General features: G+C 72.9%; 12 protein-coding genes. 8 read left to right on the forward strand and 4 right to left on the reverse strand.

The genetic code is table 11. The features are described 5' to 3' along the window. Positions 1–145: 145 nt before the first annotated feature. Complete coding sequence (locus ACRYCC_RS40035; protein WP_433819311.1) at positions 146–451, reverse strand: hypothetical protein; 306 nt, start codon at positions 449–451, stop codon at positions 146–148. 59 nt (positions 452–510) lie between these two features. Between ACRYCC_RS40035 and ACRYCC_RS40040 the strand changes: the two genes are divergently transcribed. Beyond that, positions 511–1,191: a TetR/AcrR family transcriptional regulator gene (locus tag ACRYCC_RS40040; RefSeq protein WP_433819312.1), complete on the forward strand. Its 681-nt coding sequence runs from the start codon at positions 511–513 to the stop codon at positions 1,189–1,191. A gap of 31 nt (positions 1,192–1,222) precedes the next feature. Here ACRYCC_RS40040 and ACRYCC_RS40045 read toward each other — a convergent pair whose 3' ends face one another. After that, the gene (locus ACRYCC_RS40045; protein ID WP_433819313.1) at positions 1,223–1,708 is read right to left on the reverse strand and encodes a GNAT family N-acetyltransferase; all 486 of its coding nucleotides are present in this window, start codon (positions 1,706–1,708) and stop codon (positions 1,223–1,225) included. Between the two features lie 218 nt (positions 1,709–1,926). Here ACRYCC_RS40045 and ACRYCC_RS40050 point away from each other — a divergent pair, with 218 nt between their 5' ends. Next, a complete protein-coding gene (locus ACRYCC_RS40050) occupies positions 1,927–4,188 on the forward strand; it encodes a peptidoglycan recognition protein family protein (protein ID WP_433819314.1) in 2,262 nt (753 codons plus the stop codon). Between the two features lie 112 nt (positions 4,189–4,300). On the opposite strand, the gene uvrB is transcribed toward ACRYCC_RS40050, so the two are convergent. Further along, positions 4,301–6,418 carry an excinuclease ABC subunit UvrB gene (gene uvrB, locus ACRYCC_RS40055; RefSeq protein WP_433819315.1) on the reverse strand — a complete coding sequence of 706 codons (2,118 nt, stop codon included), beginning with the start codon at positions 6,416–6,418 and terminating at the stop codon, positions 4,301–4,303. Between the two features lie 176 nt (positions 6,419–6,594). On the opposite strand from uvrB, the gene ACRYCC_RS40060 reads away from it, so the two are divergent. The 4 genes from ACRYCC_RS40060 to ACRYCC_RS40075 all read left to right on the forward strand — a co-directional run bounded on the left by ACRYCC_RS40060 (position 6,595) and on the right by ACRYCC_RS40075 (position 10,172). Then, positions 6,595–7,467: a glycerophosphodiester phosphodiesterase gene (locus ACRYCC_RS40060; protein WP_433819316.1), complete on the forward strand. Its 873-nt coding sequence runs from the start codon at positions 6,595–6,597 to the stop codon at positions 7,465–7,467. Positions 7,468–7,566: 99 nt separating this feature from the next. Beyond that, positions 7,567–8,583: a hypothetical protein gene (locus ACRYCC_RS40065; protein ID WP_433819317.1), complete on the forward strand. Its 1,017-nt coding sequence runs from the start codon at positions 7,567–7,569 to the stop codon at positions 8,581–8,583. Positions 8,584–8,595: 12 nt separating this feature from the next. Then, positions 8,596–9,288: a hypothetical protein gene (locus tag ACRYCC_RS40070; protein WP_433819318.1), complete on the forward strand. Its 693-nt coding sequence runs from the start codon at positions 8,596–8,598 to the stop codon at positions 9,286–9,288. Positions 9,289–9,302: 14 nt separating this feature from the next. Continuing rightward, complete coding sequence (locus tag ACRYCC_RS40075; protein WP_433819319.1) at positions 9,303–10,172, forward strand: inositol monophosphatase family protein; 870 nt, start codon at positions 9,303–9,305, stop codon at positions 10,170–10,172. 48 nt (positions 10,173–10,220) lie between these two features. Here the strand turns inward: ACRYCC_RS40075 and ACRYCC_RS40080 are convergent, their stop codons facing one another. Next, entirely contained in the window at positions 10,221–11,432 is a 1,212-nt protein-coding gene (locus ACRYCC_RS40080) for an ArsB/NhaD family transporter (RefSeq protein WP_433819320.1), read from the reverse strand. Positions 11,433–11,494: 62 nt separating this feature from the next. Here ACRYCC_RS40080 and ACRYCC_RS40085 point away from each other — a divergent pair, with 62 nt between their 5' ends. Both ACRYCC_RS40085 and ACRYCC_RS40090 read left to right on the forward strand, forming a co-directional pair. Next, complete coding sequence (locus ACRYCC_RS40085) at positions 11,495–17,269, forward strand: WD40 domain-containing protein (RefSeq protein ID WP_433819321.1); 5,775 nt, start codon at positions 11,495–11,497, stop codon at positions 17,267–17,269. Between the two features lie 93 nt (positions 17,270–17,362). Continuing rightward, entirely contained in the window at positions 17,363–17,767 is a 405-nt protein-coding gene (locus tag ACRYCC_RS40090; protein WP_433819322.1) for a hypothetical protein, read from the forward strand. The last annotated feature ends 21 nt before the right edge of the window (positions 17,768–17,788 follow it).

A 17,788-nucleotide genomic window follows, 5' to 3' on the forward strand; every position in this document is an offset into this window, starting at 1 on the left:
GGTCCGCATGCCAGGCCGGAAGGAGATCGTCACCGGCGAACACGGGTGCTGCGCAGAGGTGGACTCCGTCCTGCCCGCGGACCCGGAGGCGCCCTCTCACGCCCGCCCCCACGATAGCTCCCGGAGCCGGGGCGGGCGCGTCGGATCACGGCGCCTGGGGCTGGAGGACCGCGCCGGTGGCGTGGACGACGTCCAGGTGCTGCACGGTGGGCTCTCCGGGAGGCCGGTGCCCCCCGAACGCGGCGTCGACCGCCGGGTGGATGCGCTCGTCGAACGCCTTGGCGCAGGCGTCCTCGGACTCCCAGACGTCGATGTAGCGCAGGCCGCCCTCGGGCAGCCGCACGCACAGGTGCAGCAGCGAGCCGGCCAGCGGCTCGGGGCCGAGCTCGTCGATGATCCGCTCGTAGAGGCCGGTGTCGATCGGTACGTCCTGGATGTAGGCGTAGACCATGAGGCTCTCCCAATTTGGTCCGAAGCGGTATCGGACGAATATGGGTAGGCTAAGAACCCATGAGCGACGATGTCAAGCCCCCGGGAGCCGGAAAGCGCCCGTACCACGCCCCACGCCGCGCGCAGCGGGCCGCGGCGACGCGGCGAGCCGTGCTCACGGCGGCCCGGGACCTGCTCGTGCGGCGGGGCTATGCCGCCACCACGGTCGGGGACATCGCGGCCGAGGCCGGGGTGGCCGTGGACACCGTCTACGCCACGGTCGGCCGCAAGCCCGCCCTGCTCCGGGAGCTGGTGGAGACGTCGCTGTCGGGGACCGACCATCCGGTCACCGCGCAGGAACGCGAGTACGTCGGGCGCATCCGCGCGGCGTCCGGCGCGCGGGAGAAGCTGGCCATCTACGCCGCCGCGATCTCCGACATCCAGCAGCGGCTCGCCCCCGTGTTCCTGGCGCTGCGGGACGCCGCCGCCACCGACCCCGAGTGCGCCGCCCTGTGGCAGGAGATCTCCGAGCGGCGGGCGCGGAACATGCGCGAGCTGGCCGCGGACCTGCGCTCGACCGGCGAGCTGCGCGCCGACCTGCCCGACGACGAGGTCGCGGACGTCATCTGGAGCACGAACGCCGTCGAGTACTACGTCCTGCTGGTGCACCAGCGGGGCTGGACCCCGGAGCGCTTCGGCACATGGCTCGCCGACACCTGGTGCCGCAGCCTGCTGGAGGACGGCCCGCGGCGCCCCTCCTGACGGGTCGCCGCCCTCGCGACGCCCCGCTGGCCTATGGGCCCGGTACGGCGGCCATCACCAGGCGCGGCCCGAGCCGGTGCAGGCCGGCGTCGATCTCGGCCTGCCAGTGGGCGCGCAGCTCCGGCCCCCACGCGGCCTCCGGCAGCTCGGCGAAACCGTGGCGGGCGTACCACGGGCCGTTCCACGGGACGTCCCGGAAGGTGATCAGAGTGATGCCGTCCCGCCCGTCGCGGACCGCGCCGAGCAGAGCTGCGCCGACGCCCCGGCGGCCGTGGTCGGGACGAACCGCGATCTGCTCCAGGTGGGGACGCCCGTCGAGCTCGATGACGGCGGCGAAGCCGACGGGCGGGTCACCCGCGACCAGGATCTCCGCACCGGTGCGCGCCGCCTCCTCGATCACGGTGGGGCCCGGCGGGAAGACGATCCCGACCTCGCGGAAGACCCGGTCCCCGCTGTTCTCGATGCCGGGCAGCAGGGCCAGGTCCTTCGGCTCGGCCCGGCGTATCACCTCGGTCATCCCGAGAGCGTATGACCCCGGATCCGCACGGTCCATCTCGCGGACCGGCGGCCGGAAGCCCCTGATACCACATCGAACCCACGTCCCGGCGATCGCCCTACTCCTGCCTCACACGGCACTTTTGTAACCAAAAAGCAGTATTTAGCGGGCACGGACGGCAGGTGCCCTCCCATAAGATCTCCCCGGTCTTGTGATCGGAGAGTCGAATGCTCAGGCGCGTGGTCGCCGCTGTCTCCGCTGCCGGCCTGGTGGCGGCGGGGGTCGTGACGTATCAGTTCACCACCGGTTCGCCGGCCCCCGTGGCCGAGACCCGCCCGGATCCTGGAACGGTCCACACGCTTGCCCTGCGGGACCTGCCGGGTGGCGGGACGGGAAAGAAGGTCGTCGGGGTGCCCGCGGGCGCCACCAAGCCGTTCAGCCTGCTCGGCGTCACCTGGGACAAGGCCGGCGCGCCCCTCGACGGCGCCGTACGGATCCGTACCCGCGCCGCGGCGAGCGGCGCCTGGTCGCGGTGGACGCCGATCGGGGAGCACAACGAGGACGCCCCCGACACCCGGGAAGCCGCCGGCTCCCGGGCGCGAGGGGGCACGACGGCGCTGTGGGTGGGCCCGTCCGACGGCGTCGAGGTCCGCGTGGCCGGACGCGGCCGGACGCTCCCTCAGGGGCTGCGCGTCGATCTGGTCGATCCGGGCACCGGCCCGCGCGCCTCCGGGCCCCGGACCGGCGGGAACGGCCGCGGGGGCATGGTCCCGGCCGCGGCGGTCGAACCGCTCGACACCCCGGCCCCCGATCCGTCCGCGGGGACGGTGAGCCCCGAGCCCACCGCGACGGCCGACCCCGAGCCCACCGCGACCGCGACCGCGACGGAGTCCGGCTCGGCCAGTCCCGAGCCGGCCTCCCCCAGCCCGAGCGCCAGCGTCTCGGCGAGCCCGCCCGCCCCGACCAGCACGGCGCCCCGGCCCACGATCGTCCCCCGCGCCCAATGGGGCGCCAACGAGTCGCTGGTCCAAGGGCCGCCCACCATGGACACCTCGGTCGACGTGGCGTTCGTCCACCACACCGACACCGGCAACGCCTACACCTGCGCCCAGTCCGCGGCCGTCATCCGGTCGATCTTCCTGTACCACGTGCAGAGTGAGGGCTGGGCGGACATCGGCTACAACTTCCTGGTCGACAAGTGCGGCACCATCTTCGAAGGCCGGGCGGGCGGGGCCGACCGGCCCGTGCACGGCGCCCACACCTACGGCTTCAACACCAACACCACCGGGATCGCCGTGCTGGGCACCTACACGGCCACCGACGACAAGACCACGCCCGGCGTCGCGCCGAGCCAGCCGGCACTGGACGCGGTCGGCAAGGTCGCCGCCTGGAAGCTCGGGCTGCACGGCGGGGATCCGGCGGGCAAGACCACGCTGACCTCGCTCGCCCCGAACGGAACGGGCGGCAAGTACCCCTACGGCACGAAAGTCAGCTTTAACACGATCTCCGGGCACCGGGATGGATTCGCCACCGCCTGCCCGGGTCAGCAGCTCTACGACAGGCTCCCCGCGATCCGGACCATCGCCAAGCAATGGACGACCCCCGCCGCCTCGCTCGCCGTCACCGGCCTCGCCGGCGCCACCAAGGCCGGCACGACCTACTACACCAAGGGCAGCGTCACCGCCACCTGGCAGCCGGCGGCGGTCTCCTCCTACGAGGTGCGCGTCGACGGCACCACCGTCGCCCGGCCCGCCCCCACGGCGACCTCGGCGGCCCTGACCCTCACCCCCGGCGCGCACAGCCTCCGGCTGCACGCGGTCAACATCGACGGGACCACCGCGGACTCCCTCGCCTATCCGATCACCGCCGACACGGCCAAGCCCGTCTTCACCTCGGCCGCCGCCCTCGGGCTGCGCCGGGCGACCGTGTCCACCACCTCCGTGCCGGTCACCCTCGGCTGGAAGGTCACCGACGACAGGCTGCTCCAGTCGGTGAAGGCCACCTCGCCGGCGGCCAAGGCGTTCACCCCCGCCACGACCACCTGGTCCGCCGGCGCGAAGCCCGGCACCGCGCAGCTCTGGTCACTGACGGCCGCCGACGCCGCCGGGAACCTCACCACCTCCGCGGTCACCCGGACCACCGGACTGGTGGCCGAGACCTCCGCCACCCGCACCGGTACCTGGAAGAGCTCCTCCACCAGCTACTACCTGGGCGGCCGGGGACTCTACAGCGGCGCCAAGGGCGCGTCGGCACGGTGGACCTTCACCGGGCGTTCGGTCGGCCTGATCACCAAGCGCGCGACCAACCTGGGTGCGATGTACGTCTACGTCGACGGCGTCAAGGCCGCCACCGTCGACACCCGGTCCTCCAGCACGGCCTACCGGCAGTTGCTGTGGACCAAGACCTGGAGCACCAGCGCCCAGCACACCATCAAGATCGTCGTCGTCGGCACCTCGGGCCGGCCCACCGTGGCCATCGACGGCATCGCCTACCTGCGCTAGAGGCGGTGCCCGGAGCCGCCGTTCCCCCGGCCCGGCGGGCTTCGTGAACTCAGCGCCCGGAGTCGCCGGTGACCCGGCGACTCCGGGCCGGGAAGCCCCGGCAGGCCGCCGGTCAGGAGACGCCGGCCTCCTTCATGTCGCGGAGTTCGCGCTTGAGCTCCTTGAGCTCGTCGCGGAGCCGGGCGGCGAGCTCGAACTGCAGGTCGGCCGCGGCCGAGTGCATCTGCTCGGTGAGCGACTCGACCAGCCCCTCCATCTCGGCGCGGGGCCGCTCCCCCACCAGGTCGAACGCGTGCCTGCCGGCCTCCCGGTTGCGTGAGGCCAGCCCCGGGACGGGCGCCTTGCCACGGCTCTGCTGACGGCCGGACCCGCCGATGAGCTGCTCGGTGTCGGCGTCCTCGCGGACGATCGTGTCGAGGATGTCGGCGATCTTCTTGCGGAGCGCCGTCGGCTCGATGCCGTGCTCGGAGTTGTAGGCCTCCTGCTTGGCACGGCGCCGGTTGGTCTCGTCGATCGCCCGCTCCATCGAGGGGGTGACCTTGTCGGCGTACATGTGCACCTGGCCGGAGACGTTGCGCGCCGCGCGGCCGATGGTCTGGATGAGCGAGGTGTCCGACCGCAGGAAGCCCTCCTTGTCGGCGTCCAGGATGGACACCAGCGACACCTCGGGCAGGTCGAGGCCCTCGCGGAGCAGGTTGATGCCCACCAGCACGTCGAAGTCGCCGGACCGCAGCTCCCTCAGCAGCTCGATCCGGCGCAGGGTGTCGACCTCGCTGTGGAGGTACCTGACCCGGATGCCGAGCTCCAGGAGGTAGTCGGTGAGGTCCTCGGACATCTTCTTGGTCAGGGTGGTGACCAGGACCCGCTCGTTCTTCTCGGTGCGCAGCCGGATCTCGTGGATCAGGTCGTCGATCTGCCCCTTGGTCGGCTTGACGACGACCTCGGGGTCGATCAGCCCGGTGGGCCGGATGACCTGCTCGACGACGTCGCCCTTGACCCGGTTGAGCTCGTACTTGCCGGGGGTGGCGGACAGGTAGACCGTCTGCCCGATCCGCTCGAGGAACTCCTCCCACTTGAGCGGCCGGTTGTCCATCGCCGAGGGCAGCCGGAAGCCGTGCTCGACCAGCATCCGCTTGCGGGAGGCGTCGCCTTCGTACATGGCGCCGATCTGCGGCACGGTCTGGTGGGACTCGTCGACGACCAGCAGGAAGTCCTCGGGGAAGAAGTCGAGCAGCGTGTTGGGGGCGCTGCCCTGCTCGCGGCCGTCGATGTGCCGGGAGTAGTTCTCGATGCCCGCGCAGCTGCCGATCTGCCGCATCATCTCCAGGTCGTAGGTGGTGCGCATCCGCAGCCGCTGCGCCTCCAGGAGCTTGCCCTGCCGCTCCAGGGTGGCGAGGGTCTCCTCCAGCTCCACCTCGATGGCGCTGATGGCGCGCTCCATCCGCTCGGCGCCCGCGACATAGTGGGTGGCCGGGAAGATGTAGAGCTCCTCGTCCTCGGTGATCACCTCGCCGGTCAACGGGTGCAGGGTGGCCAGCTTCTCGATCTCGTCGCCGAACATCTCGATCCGGACGGCGAGCTCTTCGTACTGCGGGATGATCTCCACGGTGTCACCGCGCACCCGGAAGCTCCCGCGGGTGAACGCCAGGTCGTTGCGGGCGTACTGCATCTCCACGAACCGGCGGAGCAGCTGGTCGCGCTCGATCACGTCACCGACCCGCAGCCGCACCATCCGGTCGACGTACTCCTGCGGGGTGCCCAGGCCGTAGATGCACGACACCGAGGCGACCACGACGGTGTCCCGGCGGGTGATCAGCGAGTTGGTCGCCGAGTGCCGCAGCCGCTCCACCTCCTCGTTGATCGAGGAGTCCTTCTCGATGTAGGTGTCGGTCTGCGGGACGTACGCCTCCGGCTGGTAGTAGTCGTAATAGGAGACGAAGTACTCCACCGCGTTGTTGGGCAGCATCTCGCGCAGCTCGTTGGCGAACTGGGCCGCGAGCGTCTTGTTGGGCTGCATGACCAGGGTGGGACGCTGCAGCCGCTCGATCAGCCAGGCGATCGAGGCGGTCTTGCCGGTGCCGGTGGCGCCCAGCAGCACCGCGTCCTTGGCCCCCTGGCCGACCCGCCGCTCCAGCTCCGCGATCGCGGCCGGCTGATCGCCGGAGGGCGTCATGTCGGTGACGACCTCGAACGGCGCCACCTTTCGCTGAAGGTCGGTGACTGGCCGCACGCTGCTCTCCCCTGGTCCGGGCCGGCCGGAGCCGGTGAAAGATGTCTCTGTACCAACGTACGACCGGCCTGTGACATTTCCCGGGACGGCGGGGGCCGAACGGCGTCCCCCGCTCGCGAGCACGGATCTCTGATCGCTTATATTCGGATCTGGCCCCCCTTGACCGCGGAGGCCCGATGTTGCGTTGGCTCGCCCCATACGCCGTGCTCGTCATGACCCTGGCGACGATGCCGATTCCGGGCATCTCCGCGGTTCCGGGGCTGCGGCCCACGCCCCGCAAGGCCCTGCGGCCGGCCGGCCCCGCTCCGCCCGTCTTCTACGTCGCCCACCGGGGGGCCTCGGCGTACGCGCCCGAGAACACCCTCGCGGCGTTCCGCGAGGCCGCCCGCAGGCACGCGCACCTGTTCGAGCTGGACGTCCGGCGGACCAGGGACGGCCAGCTGGTCATCATGCACGACGCCACACTGGCCCGCACGACCGACGCCGAGCGGGTCTTCCCGCGCCGCGCACCCTGGCGGATCCGGGAGTTCACCCTGGCGGAGATCCGCCGGCTGGACGCCGGATCGTGGCGGGGCCGGCGGTTCCGGAGGGAGCGGGTGCCCACCCTCGGCGAGACGCTCCGGGCGATGGACGGCAGCGGTCTCGGCCTGTTATTGGAGGTCAAGTCGCCCGGCCGCGATCCCGGCATCGGCGAGCGCGTGGCCGCCGAGCTGCGCGCCCACCGGTCCTGGCTGCGGTCCGGCAGGCTGATCGTGCAGAGCTACGACTGGAAGTTCGCCCGGAGATTCCACGCGCTGCTGCCGGAGGCGCGCATCGGGCTGCTCGGCACCGCCAAGGCCCGGCAGCTCAAGAGCCTGGGCACGTACGCCGGGTACCTCAACAGCCCTTACCGGAAGGTAACGACTTCGTACGTGTCCCGGGCCCACCGGCGGCATCTCAAGGTCTTCGCCTGGACGGTGGACGACCCCGCGGTCATGCGGCGCATGATCGCGGCCGGTGTCGACGGCATCGTCACCGACCGGCCCGGCGCGATGCCCGCGGCCCGCTGACGCCGCCGCGCGCCAATGCCCGTGGGTGGAAAATCACCTTGGCCGGGCGTGCCGGGCTGGTTACGATGACGGCGCCACCGAAGACACGGGGATGCCTCTATGGTGCGGTTCGCTGCGTGGCTCGCCAGGAACGCCGATGCCGCCGTCGCGCTGCTGCTCGCCGTGTTCGTGGGGGCCCTCGGGCTCAGCCCGGCGCTGGGCGACAAGCAGAGCGAGGTCGTCGCCAGCGCCACCCTGGTGGTCCTCGGCCTGCTGGCCACCGCGATCCTGCGGGACCGCTACCGGCGCATCCCGGTCGAGGAGGAGGTGCGCGACACCCTGCGCGGCGCCTCCCGGGTGCTCGACGCGCTCCCCGAGCGGCTCAGCCGGATGGAGGAGCTGGAGAGCCTCGTCGCGCGGACCCGGCAGGCGCTCGACGAGAGCTCGGTGGTCCAGGTGCTCAACGGCGCGGAGGTGGCGCCCACCCTGGCGGAGGCCCGCAAGACCACCGACCGGTGGATCTACAAGGGCGGCACCGGCACCTACATCCGGGCGGTGACGCTGCCGGAGTGCGTCGGCTTCGCGCGCCGTGACCGGCGGGCCCTCCTGGTGCGGCTGGAGATCCTCGACCCCACCGACGAGGAGGTGTGCGACACCTACGCCCGGTTCCGCCGGTCGGCGCTGGACGAGACCGACAGCAGCGGCGAGCTGTGGACCCTGGAGCGGACCCGCAAGGAGTCGTTCGCCACGATCCTGGCCGCCTGCTGGCACCGGCAGCGGTTCCGGCTGCTCGACATCGACATCGGGCTGTCGTCGGCCATGACGACCTTCCGCTGGGACCTGTCTGCCAGCTGCGTGGTGATCACCCGGGAGGACCCGAGCGCCCCGGCGATCATGGTCGACCGGCGACAGTTCTACTACGACTGGTGCAGCACCGAGCTGCTGGCCAGCCTCGACCAGGCCCGCCGGGTCCCGATCGAGCAGGCGCGCGCCGCCCCGCTCGGCGACGAGCCGACCGTGGAGGAGGTGCGCAAGCTCTTCGACGTGCTCAACCTCGGCCTGCCGCGCTCGTTCACCGACCGGGACGTCGGCGACATCGCCCGTAAGGCCCTGCAGGCCAAGAACCCCTACGAGTGAGGGCGGGGGCCCATGAGCACGCTGTACGAGGACGTGTACGCGGAGATCGCCCGGGGCACCGCCGGGGAGTCGCTGCCGGGCTGGGCCATGAAGGTCCTGGAGGACGTCGCCGCGGGCAGACGGCCGGTCGAGGCGGTCCGCCACCCACTGGGCTTCGTCTGCCTGCCGGTGGAGCGCCATGGCCACCTCGGCGTCTGCCTGCACCTGTGGTCACCGCTGCTCGCGCACGCCGCCCCCACCACCTCGCAGGTGCACTGCCACAGCTGGGAGCTGGTCAGCTTCGTGCTGTACGGGCGGCTCAGCAACATCGTGGCGGGCATCGGCGAGGGCGCCACCCACCGGGTCTTCGAGGTCGTCAGCCACGGGGACCTCGACGAGATCAGGGCCACCGGGCGTACGGTCCGCTACGTCCCCGGAGCCGTGCAGACGCACCGGACCGGCGCGGTCTACACCCTTCCCGCCGGGGTCTTCCACAGCACCGTGGTCGAGGCCGGGCACGAGACCGCCACCGTCGCGCTCGGCCGCACCGCCACCGCTGGGCACACCGGCCAGGGGCGGCCGGCGGTGCCGGTCGGCGCGGACCTCTCCCTCGGGGCGCTCACGACACCCACCCATCGTGTGGACCGGCGGCGCTGCGACGCCGCCGAGACGGTCCACGCCGCACGGCTCTCGGCGAAGCGGCTCGCCGCCACCCATGCCGCCTGATCCGGAGGTGCCACGTGACCAGTGCCCCGATCGATCTCGGCCGGGCCGAGCGGGTCGCCATCGAGGCCGCCGAGGCGGCCGGGGCCCTGCTGCGGGGCGGTGAGCGGGAGCCGTCCGGAATCCGCCCGAAGGGGACGGCGGGGGACGTGGTGACCGATCTCGACATCGCGGCGGAGAAGCTCATCCTGGAGCGCCTCCAGTCGGTCTACCCCGACCATCAGATCATCGCCGAGGAGTCGGGCGTGCTGGGCGCGGAGGACGCCTGCGTCTGGCTGGTGGATCCCCTCGACGGCACCAACAACGTCGCGATCGGGCTGCCGGTCTACTCCGTGGGCATCGCGCTGTGCCACGACAAGATCCCGGTGCTCGGCGTGGTGCACAGCCCGGTGACCGGGCAGACCTGGTCGGCGACCCGGCACGGCGGCACCCGGGGGCCGGGGGGCGGCACGCTCCGTCCCGCCGTGCGCGCGCCCGCGCGGCGCCCCGTGCTCGCCTGGACGCAGGGCCACGCCGTGCCCCCCGGCGACCGCAGCGCGCGGGCGCTCAAGCTGCTGCTGGAGGCCAGGGCGGTACGGCTGCTCCAGCTCTGGGCGCCGCTGCTGGCCTGGGTGATGCTGGCCCGCGGCCACATCGACGGGATCGTCGGCTACCGCGCCGAGATGGTCGACCTCCCGGCGGGCGCGCTCATCGCCGTGGAGGCGGGGCTGGCGATCCACGCCCTGGACGGCACGCCCTTCGACCACCGCATCGACCTGCCCGACCGGGACCGCAGCTTCGTGGCCGGCCGCCCGGAGCTGATCGAGGGGCTGCTGGAGACGGTGGCGGCGGCCCGGCGGCTCGAACCCGGCCTCGCCCGCGCCGTGGGGCCGGTCACCGCCGGCTGATCACCCCGGGGCGGGCCCCGGGTCCGGAGCGGCGGGCAGGCCGGCGGCTCAGCCGGTGACCAGCAGGGCGGCGACGGTCACCGGAAGCGCCACGAGGGTCAGCACGGTCCCGGTGAGCACGAACGTCCGCAGCGGCACGCGTACCTGCCTGCGCCGGCACCACTCGAACCACAGCAGGGTCGCCAGCGAGGCCCAGGGCGTGACGACCGGGCCCACGTTGGTGCCGATCAGCAGGGCGAGCAGCTGATCGTGGTTGGCCACCGGGACGACGGCCTCCCCCGCCACGTAGGCCGGCAGGTTGTTGACGACGTTGGACAGCCCCGCCCCCGCGGCCGCGGCGCGCAGGTCTCCGGCGACGCCGTCGCCCGTCCCGATCAGCCACGTCATCAGGTCGGACAGCCCGTACCGCATGAAGGTGGGCACCACCAGGAACAACCCGGTCACGAACACCAGGAGCTGCCAGGGGAGGAGGGCCGGGCGCAGCCGCGACCGGTCCCGGACCGCGAAGGCCACCACCGCGATGGCGGCGGCCCCGGTCGCGGCGAGCCCGATCTGCACCCCGGCCAGGATGCCGGCGATGAACAGCAGGCAGGCGCCGCCGGTGGCGGCGAACAGGACGCGGTCGCCGATCACGGCCGGCTCCGGCGGGGTGTAGCGGTCCGCGCCCCGCGCGCCGCGCCGCCAGAAGAAGATCCACAGGAACAGCATGGTCGCGGCGATCGCGGCGAGCTGCGGGAGCCACATGCGCGCCGCGAACCGGGGGGCGGTGAGCGCCACCCGGTCGGCGGCGAGCAGGTTGGTGAGGTTGGAGACCGGCAGCAGCAGGCTGGCGGTGTTGGCCAGCCAGACGGTCGTCATGGCCAGCGGCAGCGGCGCGATCCGCGCCTTCGGCGCCAGCGCCAGCATCACCGGGGTGAGCAGGACGGCGGTCGTGTCGAGGTTGAGGAACATCGTGGTGAGCGAGGCGAACGCGACGCACATGACGAACAGGACCCCGTAGCCGCCGCGGCCGGCCCGGGCCATCCGCGTCGCGAGGACGTCGAAGACCTCGGCCTCCTTGGTCAGCTCGGCCAGCACGATGACGCTGCCGAGGAAGAGCAGCAGCGGCGCGATCCGGCGGACGCTGGCCTCGGCGTCGGCGGCGGGCAGCATCCCGGTGGCCACGAAGACGACCCCGGCGAGCAGCAGCCCGATCCTGACCCAGTCCAGGACGCCCGGCCGGGGGAGCACCGCACGGACTCGTTCCTCGTGGCCTGACACGGTCGCCATGATCCCATGACGAGGACCGACAAAGCCCCGCCGCTACGAGTAATACTGTCCGCATGACCCGCCGGGACGAGCACCCCAGATCGGATCGGCCCACCGACTTCTTCATCAGCTACTCCCCCGCCGACGAGCGCTGGGCGTCCTGGATCGCCTGGGAGCTGGAGTCGGCCGGTTACCGCACGATGATGCAGGCCTGGGACTTCGTGCCCGGCACCAACTTCATCGACTTCATGGACCGCGGGGTCAGCGAGGCCGCCGTGGTGATCGCGGTGCTGTCCAAGAACTACCTGCGGTCCCGGTACGGCCGGATGGAGTGGCAGGCGGCGCTGCGCGCCAACCCCGACAACCCCGCCGCGAAGCTGGTCACCATCCGGCTCGACGACAGCCCGCTGGAGGGGCTGCTGTCCACGATCACCTACGTCGACCTGGTCGGGGTGGACGACGCCACCCAGGCCCGCACCCTGCTGATGGACCGGATCCAGGACACGCTGTCGGGCCGCGCCAAGCCGCTGAGCGGGCCGGGCTATCCGAACGCCCCGGACACGATCGACGGCGAGATCCTCACCGCTCCCCGGCCACCGGCGCTGACCGGCCACCGCCCGGCCCGGCGCACCCCGGTGGCACCGCCGTCCTACCCGGCCGCGGGGTCGTCCGAGCGGAGCGTGCGCGAGTCGGTGACGGTGCTGCACGTGTCGGGCCCGCGGTTCGGCCGGATCCCGACCGGCGCGGACGAGCCGGTCGGCGCCGCCGAGCTGCAGGCGCGCATCTGGGGCGACCTGACCCGGCTGGCCGACGACGGCGTGGCCCGGCCGGACCTCCTCGTCGTCACCGGCGACCTCACCGAGTCCGGCAGCCTCAAGGAGTCCGGCCAGGCGCTGGCCTTCCTCACCGGGCTGCGCGCGCTGCTCGGCCTGGAGCCGCAGCGGGTCGTGGTCGTGCCCGGTGCCCGTGACGTGACCCGGGCCGCCTGCCGCGCCTACTTCAACACCTGCGAAGCCGACGACATCGAGCCCCAGCCGCCCTACTGGCCCAAGTGGCGGCACTTCTCCGGCCTGTTCGAGGAGCTCTACCAGGGGCTGGACAGCGTCGTGTTCGACAGCGCCCAGCCGTGGACGCTCTTCCCCATCCCGGAGATCAAGGTCGTCGTCGCCGGGCTCAACTCCACGATGGCCTACAGCCACCGCGACGACGACCGATACGGCTGGCTCGGCGAGGCACAGGCCGCGTGGTTCGCCGAGCGGCTGCGGCCGTTCGAGCAGGAGGGTTGGCTGCGGCTGGGCGCCCTCCAGCACGAGCCGCTGGCCGGCGGGCGCGACTCGCTGCGCGATCCGGGCACCCTGGAGCGGCTGCTCGGCTCCCGTCTCAACCTCATCGTGCACGGTGCCCCCGGCGACGAGATCGACCTGCTGTCCGGCGGCTCCGGGCCGCCCTGCGTGCCCGCGCTCGCGCCGGGACGCCACCAGATCCTGCAGATCACGGCGGACGGGCTGACCCGCCGGCGCCGGGACGGCGGCGACCGCGAGCCCGACCGGGCCGAGCACGCCTGGCACTCCGTCGGCGGCACCTTCCCCGCGACGGCGCCGCCCGAGCAGCCCGTCCCGGCGATCCCGCCGCCGGCCGATCCCGGCGACAGCGCCCTCCCTGCCGGGCCCGGAGACGAGCTGCTCGACCGGATCGCCGAGGCGTGCGAGACCCGGTTCGAACGCGCCAAGACCCGGCGGGTGGCCGCCGATCCGCCGCATCTGCTCGTCACCCACATGGAGGACGGGTTCGTGCGGCAGTTCCGGGTCGGCGCGCACGTCGGCGAACCCTCCCCGGACGACGTCGAGGCCTTCGTCCGGCACGTGCACGCGGGCGGCCCCGACCACGGGTCCGAGCTGGTCTACCTCGGCCCCGCCCCGCCCCGGGCGCTGCGCGAGGAGGCGCTGCGCCGCGGGGTACGGCTGCGCAGCTTCACCGAGTTCCAGGGCCTGCTCGACCTGTCGGACTACGTCGGCCGGCAGACCGTCCGGCTCACCTCCGACACCCGGCTCTATCCCCCCGGGCTGTACGTGCCGCAGCGGTTCCGCGAGCTCGACCGGGCCGACCAGGGCATCCGCGACGACCTGGTCGGCGAGATGCTCGACCTGCTGGCCTCCGACCACGGCCGGTTCCTGCTGGTGCTGGGCGACTTCGGGCACGGCAAGACCTTCGCGATGCGGGAGGTCGCCCGCCGGATCGCCACCGAGAACCCCCACCTCGTCCCGATCCTCATCGAGCTGCGGGCGCTCGACAAGGCGCACACCGTGGACGGGCTGGTCGCCGCGCACCTCGCCAACCACGGCGAGGAGATGATCGACCTCAAGGCGTTCCACTACATGCTGCGCCAGGGCCGCATCGTGCTGCTCTTCGACGGCTTCGACGAGCTGGTCACCCGGGTCACCTACGACCGGGCCGCCGACCACCTGGAGACCCTGCTGCAGGCGGCGCAGGACAAGGCGAAGATCGTCGTGGCCAGCCGTACCCAGCATTTCAAGTCGCACGCGCAGGTGTTCACCGCGCTCGGCCAGCGGGTGGGGGTGCTGCCCCAGCGCCGGGTCCTCGGCATCGAGGACTTCACCCAGGCACAGATCAGGTCCTACCTGGTCAACCGGTACGACGACGAGGACCAGGCCGACGCCCGGCTGCGGCTGCTCGGCGGCATCGAGGACCTCCTGGGGCTCTCCCAGAACCCGCGGATGCTCAGCTTCATCGCCGAGTTGGCCGAGGACCGGCTGCTCGCCGTCGCGCAGGCCAAGCGCACCGTCAGCGCCGCCGACCTCTACCGGGAGATCCTCGGATCCTGGATCGCCTACGAGGAGCACCGGGTGCAGGGCACGCCCGGCAGCCCCGTCGGGCTGAGCCAGGACGACCTCTGGCAGGCCCTGGGCATCCTGGCCCTGCGGCTCTGGGAGACCAACGAGCCGTATCTCCGCCTGGCCGAGCTCACCGAGGTCGCCGGCACCCTGACCGGGCTCGCCGACGGGCACCTGCCCGGCGGCCAGGCGGTGCACGCGGTGGGCGCCGGCAGCCTCCTGGTCCGCACCGACGAGGGCCTGTTCGGCTTCATCCACGGCTCGGTCGTGGAGTGGCTGGTCGCCCAGCACATCGCCGACGAGTTCGCGGCGGGCACCGCCGCCCCGGCCCCGCTGTCGCGGCGTACGCTCTCGCAGCTCACCGTGGACTTCCTCTGCGATCTCGCCGACGCGCGGGCCTGCCAGGCGTGGGCGGCCGGGGTGCTGTCGGACGCCGGGGCCGACGACGTCTCCCGGGCCAACGCCATCAGGATCACCACCCGGCTGCGCACCCCCGCCCGGACCGACCTGCGCGGCGCGAAGCTGCAGGGCGAGGACCTGTCCTACCGCGACCTGCAGGAGGTCGACCTCACCGGCGCCGACCTCACCCACGCCCATCTGGTGGGCGTCGACCTGTCCCGGGCGGTGCTGCGCGACGCCTGCCTCGCCGGGGCCCGGCTGGACGAGGCGCGGCTGACCGGGGCCGACCTGCGCGGCGCCGACCTGTCCCGGGCCCGGCTGGCCCGCGCCGACCTGCGGGACGTCGCGGTGGAGGGCAGCCGCTGGACCCAGGCCGCCCTCATCGACGTCACCGCCTCCACCCGGCTGACCGAGGCACCGGAGCTGCGGGACGCCGCCGTCGTGCCGGGCCGCCCGGTCGAGGTCCAGCTGGCCCCGTCCGCCGTGGGCGTGCCGTACGGCTTCCACTTCCAGACCAGCCGGCTGCCTGAACCGGTCGCCTACAGCCCCGACGGCGGCACCGTCGCGATCGGCAGCGAGGACGGCGGGGTGCTGATCTGCGACACCGAGACCGGCCGGCCGCTGCGGACCCTGCAGGGCCACCGGGACCGCGCCTACGCCGTCGTCTACGGGCCGCCGGGCGCCCCCCTGGCCACCGGCTCCGGGGACGGCACCGTACGCCTGTGGGACACCGCCACCGGCCAGTGCAGGCACATCCTGGAGGTGCACCCGGACGGGGTCTGGCCGTTGCTGCTGAGCCGGGACGGGTCGCGGGTGGCCGCCGGCGACGCCGACGGCGTCATCCGGGTGTGGGACACCTCCTCGGGCGAGCTGCTCGCCGCCTTCCCCGGCCACACCTCGCCGATCTACACCGCGACGTTCGACCCGCAGGGCACCGCGCTGGTCACCGGCGACGCCGGCGCGGTCATCCGCAGCTGGGACCTCAGCGGCGGAGGCGGCGTGGACCTGCACCACGGCTCCCTCCGGCAGACCCTGAAGGGCCACGCCGGGGCGGTCTACCGCATCGTCTACAGCCCCGACGGCACGGTGCTGGCGGCCGGCGACCGGGACGGGGTCGTACGGCTGTGGGACGCCGGCACCGGGGAGATCCTCCAGGAGTTCCTCGGCCACACCGGCCGCATCTACACCCTCGCCTTCCATCCCGAGGGCCGGCTCATCGCCACCGGCGACACCGACGGGTCCGTACGGCTGTGGGACCGCGGCACCGGCCGCGCCCTGCAGACCCTCACCGGGCACACCGGCGCGGTCTACCAGGTCGCCTTCACCCCCGGCGGCGGCTCGCTGGCCACCGCCGACAGCGACGGGTCGGTGCGGCTGTGGGATCCGGTGACGGGCCGGCAGCGGCAGGAGCTGTCCGGGCACCGCGGATCGGTGTGGCCGTTCGCCTTCCGGCCGGACGGCGCGCAGCTCGCCACCAGCAGCAACGACGGCACCACCCGGCTGTGGGACACCGGCACCGGGCAGTGCACGCACACCCTGCGCGGGCACGGCCGCCGGATCACCTCGGTGCGGTTCAGCCCGGACGGCTCGATGCTGGCCGCCAGCGGCAACGACGGCGTCGTGCGGATCTGGGATCCGCGCACCGGCCGGCGGCTCAAGGAGCTGACGGGCACCGCCGACCGGCTCACCTCGGCGAGCTTCAGCCCGGCCGGCGCGCGGCTGGCGACCGCCAGCAATGACGGCGGGGTGCACCTGTGGCAGTCCGGCACCTGGGCGTTCGAGCGCGAGCTCAACGTCGAGACCGACCATGTGTGGGCCCAGGCGTTCAGCCCCGACGGGACGATCCTGGCCACCGCCAACGACGACGACACCGTACGGCTCTGGTATCGCACCACCGGCCGGCTCGTCACCACGCTGGCCGACCACCGCGGCCGGGTCCGCTCGATCGACTTCAGCCCCGACGGCCGGCTGGTCGCCACCGGCTGCGACGACCGGACCGTCCGGGTGTGGGACGCGGAGACCGGCACCTGCCTGTCCACGCTGAGCGGGCACATCGACCGGGTCTACTGCGTGGCCTTCGACACCACCGGCACCCTGCTGGCCAGCGCCGCCAACGACGGCACCGCCCGGCTCTGGGACCCCCGGACCGGCACGCTCACCCAGGTGCTGTCCCGGCACACCGGGCGGCTGTGGGCGGCCGCCTTCCAGCCCGGCGCCGCGCTGCTCGCCACGGCCGGAGACGACCTGGTGATCCGGCTGTGGGATCCGCACACCGGCCGTCATCTGCACACCCTGCCCGGTCATGCCCGGCGGGTCTGGTCGGTCGCCTTCAGCCCGGACGGGGCCCGGCTGGCCAGCGCCGGCGACGACGGCACGATCATCGTGTGGGACCTGTCGGGCGAGGTCCCCGTCCAGCGGATGACGCTGCTCGGCCTGCCCGACGGGTGGGCCGCGCTGGCGCCGGACGGCCGCTACAAGCAGCACCGCGAGGTGGCCGGCCAGTTCTGGTACGCGATCAACATGTGCCGGTTCGAGCCCGGCGAGCTCGACCCCTATCTGACGGCGGTACGGCTGCTCCCGCACGACACGGAGTTCTGAACCCCCACGGGAAAGGGCTTTGGGGATACCACGGCATGGTCTGAGCCCCTAAAGTGGTCAAGGATCGACGATGTTCGCGAGCCTGGAGAAGCAGTGAGCTACTGGACCCCGCCCCCGATGTACCCCCAGGGCGGCGGCGACCTGGACCCCGTCCTGTTCACCGTCGGGGACATCACCGTCACCCAGACCTCGGTGATCGTGCCGCACGGGCGCTACGCACTGCGGGGCTCGATGTGGTCGGTCCAGAACCAGACCTACGTCACCCAGACCACGCCGCCCTGGGCGATCATCGTGGCGCTCATCGGGTTCTTCTTCATCTGCATCTTCAGCCTGTTCTTCCTGCTCGCCAAGGAGTCACAGGTGCACGGCTTCATCACCGTCACCGTGCAGGGCCAGGACGGGCTGCGCCACTCCACCCAGATCCCGGCGCACAACCCGATGGTCGCCTCCTGGGTGCAGCAGCAGGTCAACCAGGCCCAGGCGCTCGCGTCGTCCTGACCGGGCCGCTCCGGCGGGCAC

It is taken from the genome of Actinomadura scrupuli, from assembly GCF_050971785.1.
In the GTDB taxonomy this organism is placed as follows: domain Bacteria; phylum Actinomycetota; class Actinomycetes; order Streptosporangiales; family Streptosporangiaceae; genus Actinomadura_E; species Actinomadura_E scrupuli.

Bases quoted from the DNA above. Each gene is read 5' to 3' on its own strand.
- ACRYCC_RS40035 (WP_433819311.1), bottom strand. From the start codon at position 451: ATGGTCTACGCCTACATCCAGGACGTACCGATCGACACCGGCCTCTAC.
- ACRYCC_RS40040 (WP_433819312.1), top strand. From the start codon at position 511: ATGAGCGACGATGTCAAGCCCCCGGGAGCCGGAAAGCGCCCGTACCAC.
- ACRYCC_RS40045 (WP_433819313.1), bottom strand. From the start codon at position 1,708: ATGACCGAGGTGATACGCCGGGCCGAGCCGAAGGACCTGGCCCTGCTG.
- ACRYCC_RS40060 (WP_433819316.1), top strand. From the start codon at position 6,595: ATGTTGCGTTGGCTCGCCCCATACGCCGTGCTCGTCATGACCCTGGCG.
- ACRYCC_RS40065 (WP_433819317.1), top strand. From the start codon at position 7,567: ATGGTGCGGTTCGCTGCGTGGCTCGCCAGGAACGCCGATGCCGCCGTC.
- ACRYCC_RS40070 (WP_433819318.1), top strand. From the start codon at position 8,596: ATGAGCACGCTGTACGAGGACGTGTACGCGGAGATCGCCCGGGGCACC.
- ACRYCC_RS40085 (WP_433819321.1), top strand. From the start codon at position 11,495: ATGACCCGCCGGGACGAGCACCCCAGATCGGATCGGCCCACCGACTTC.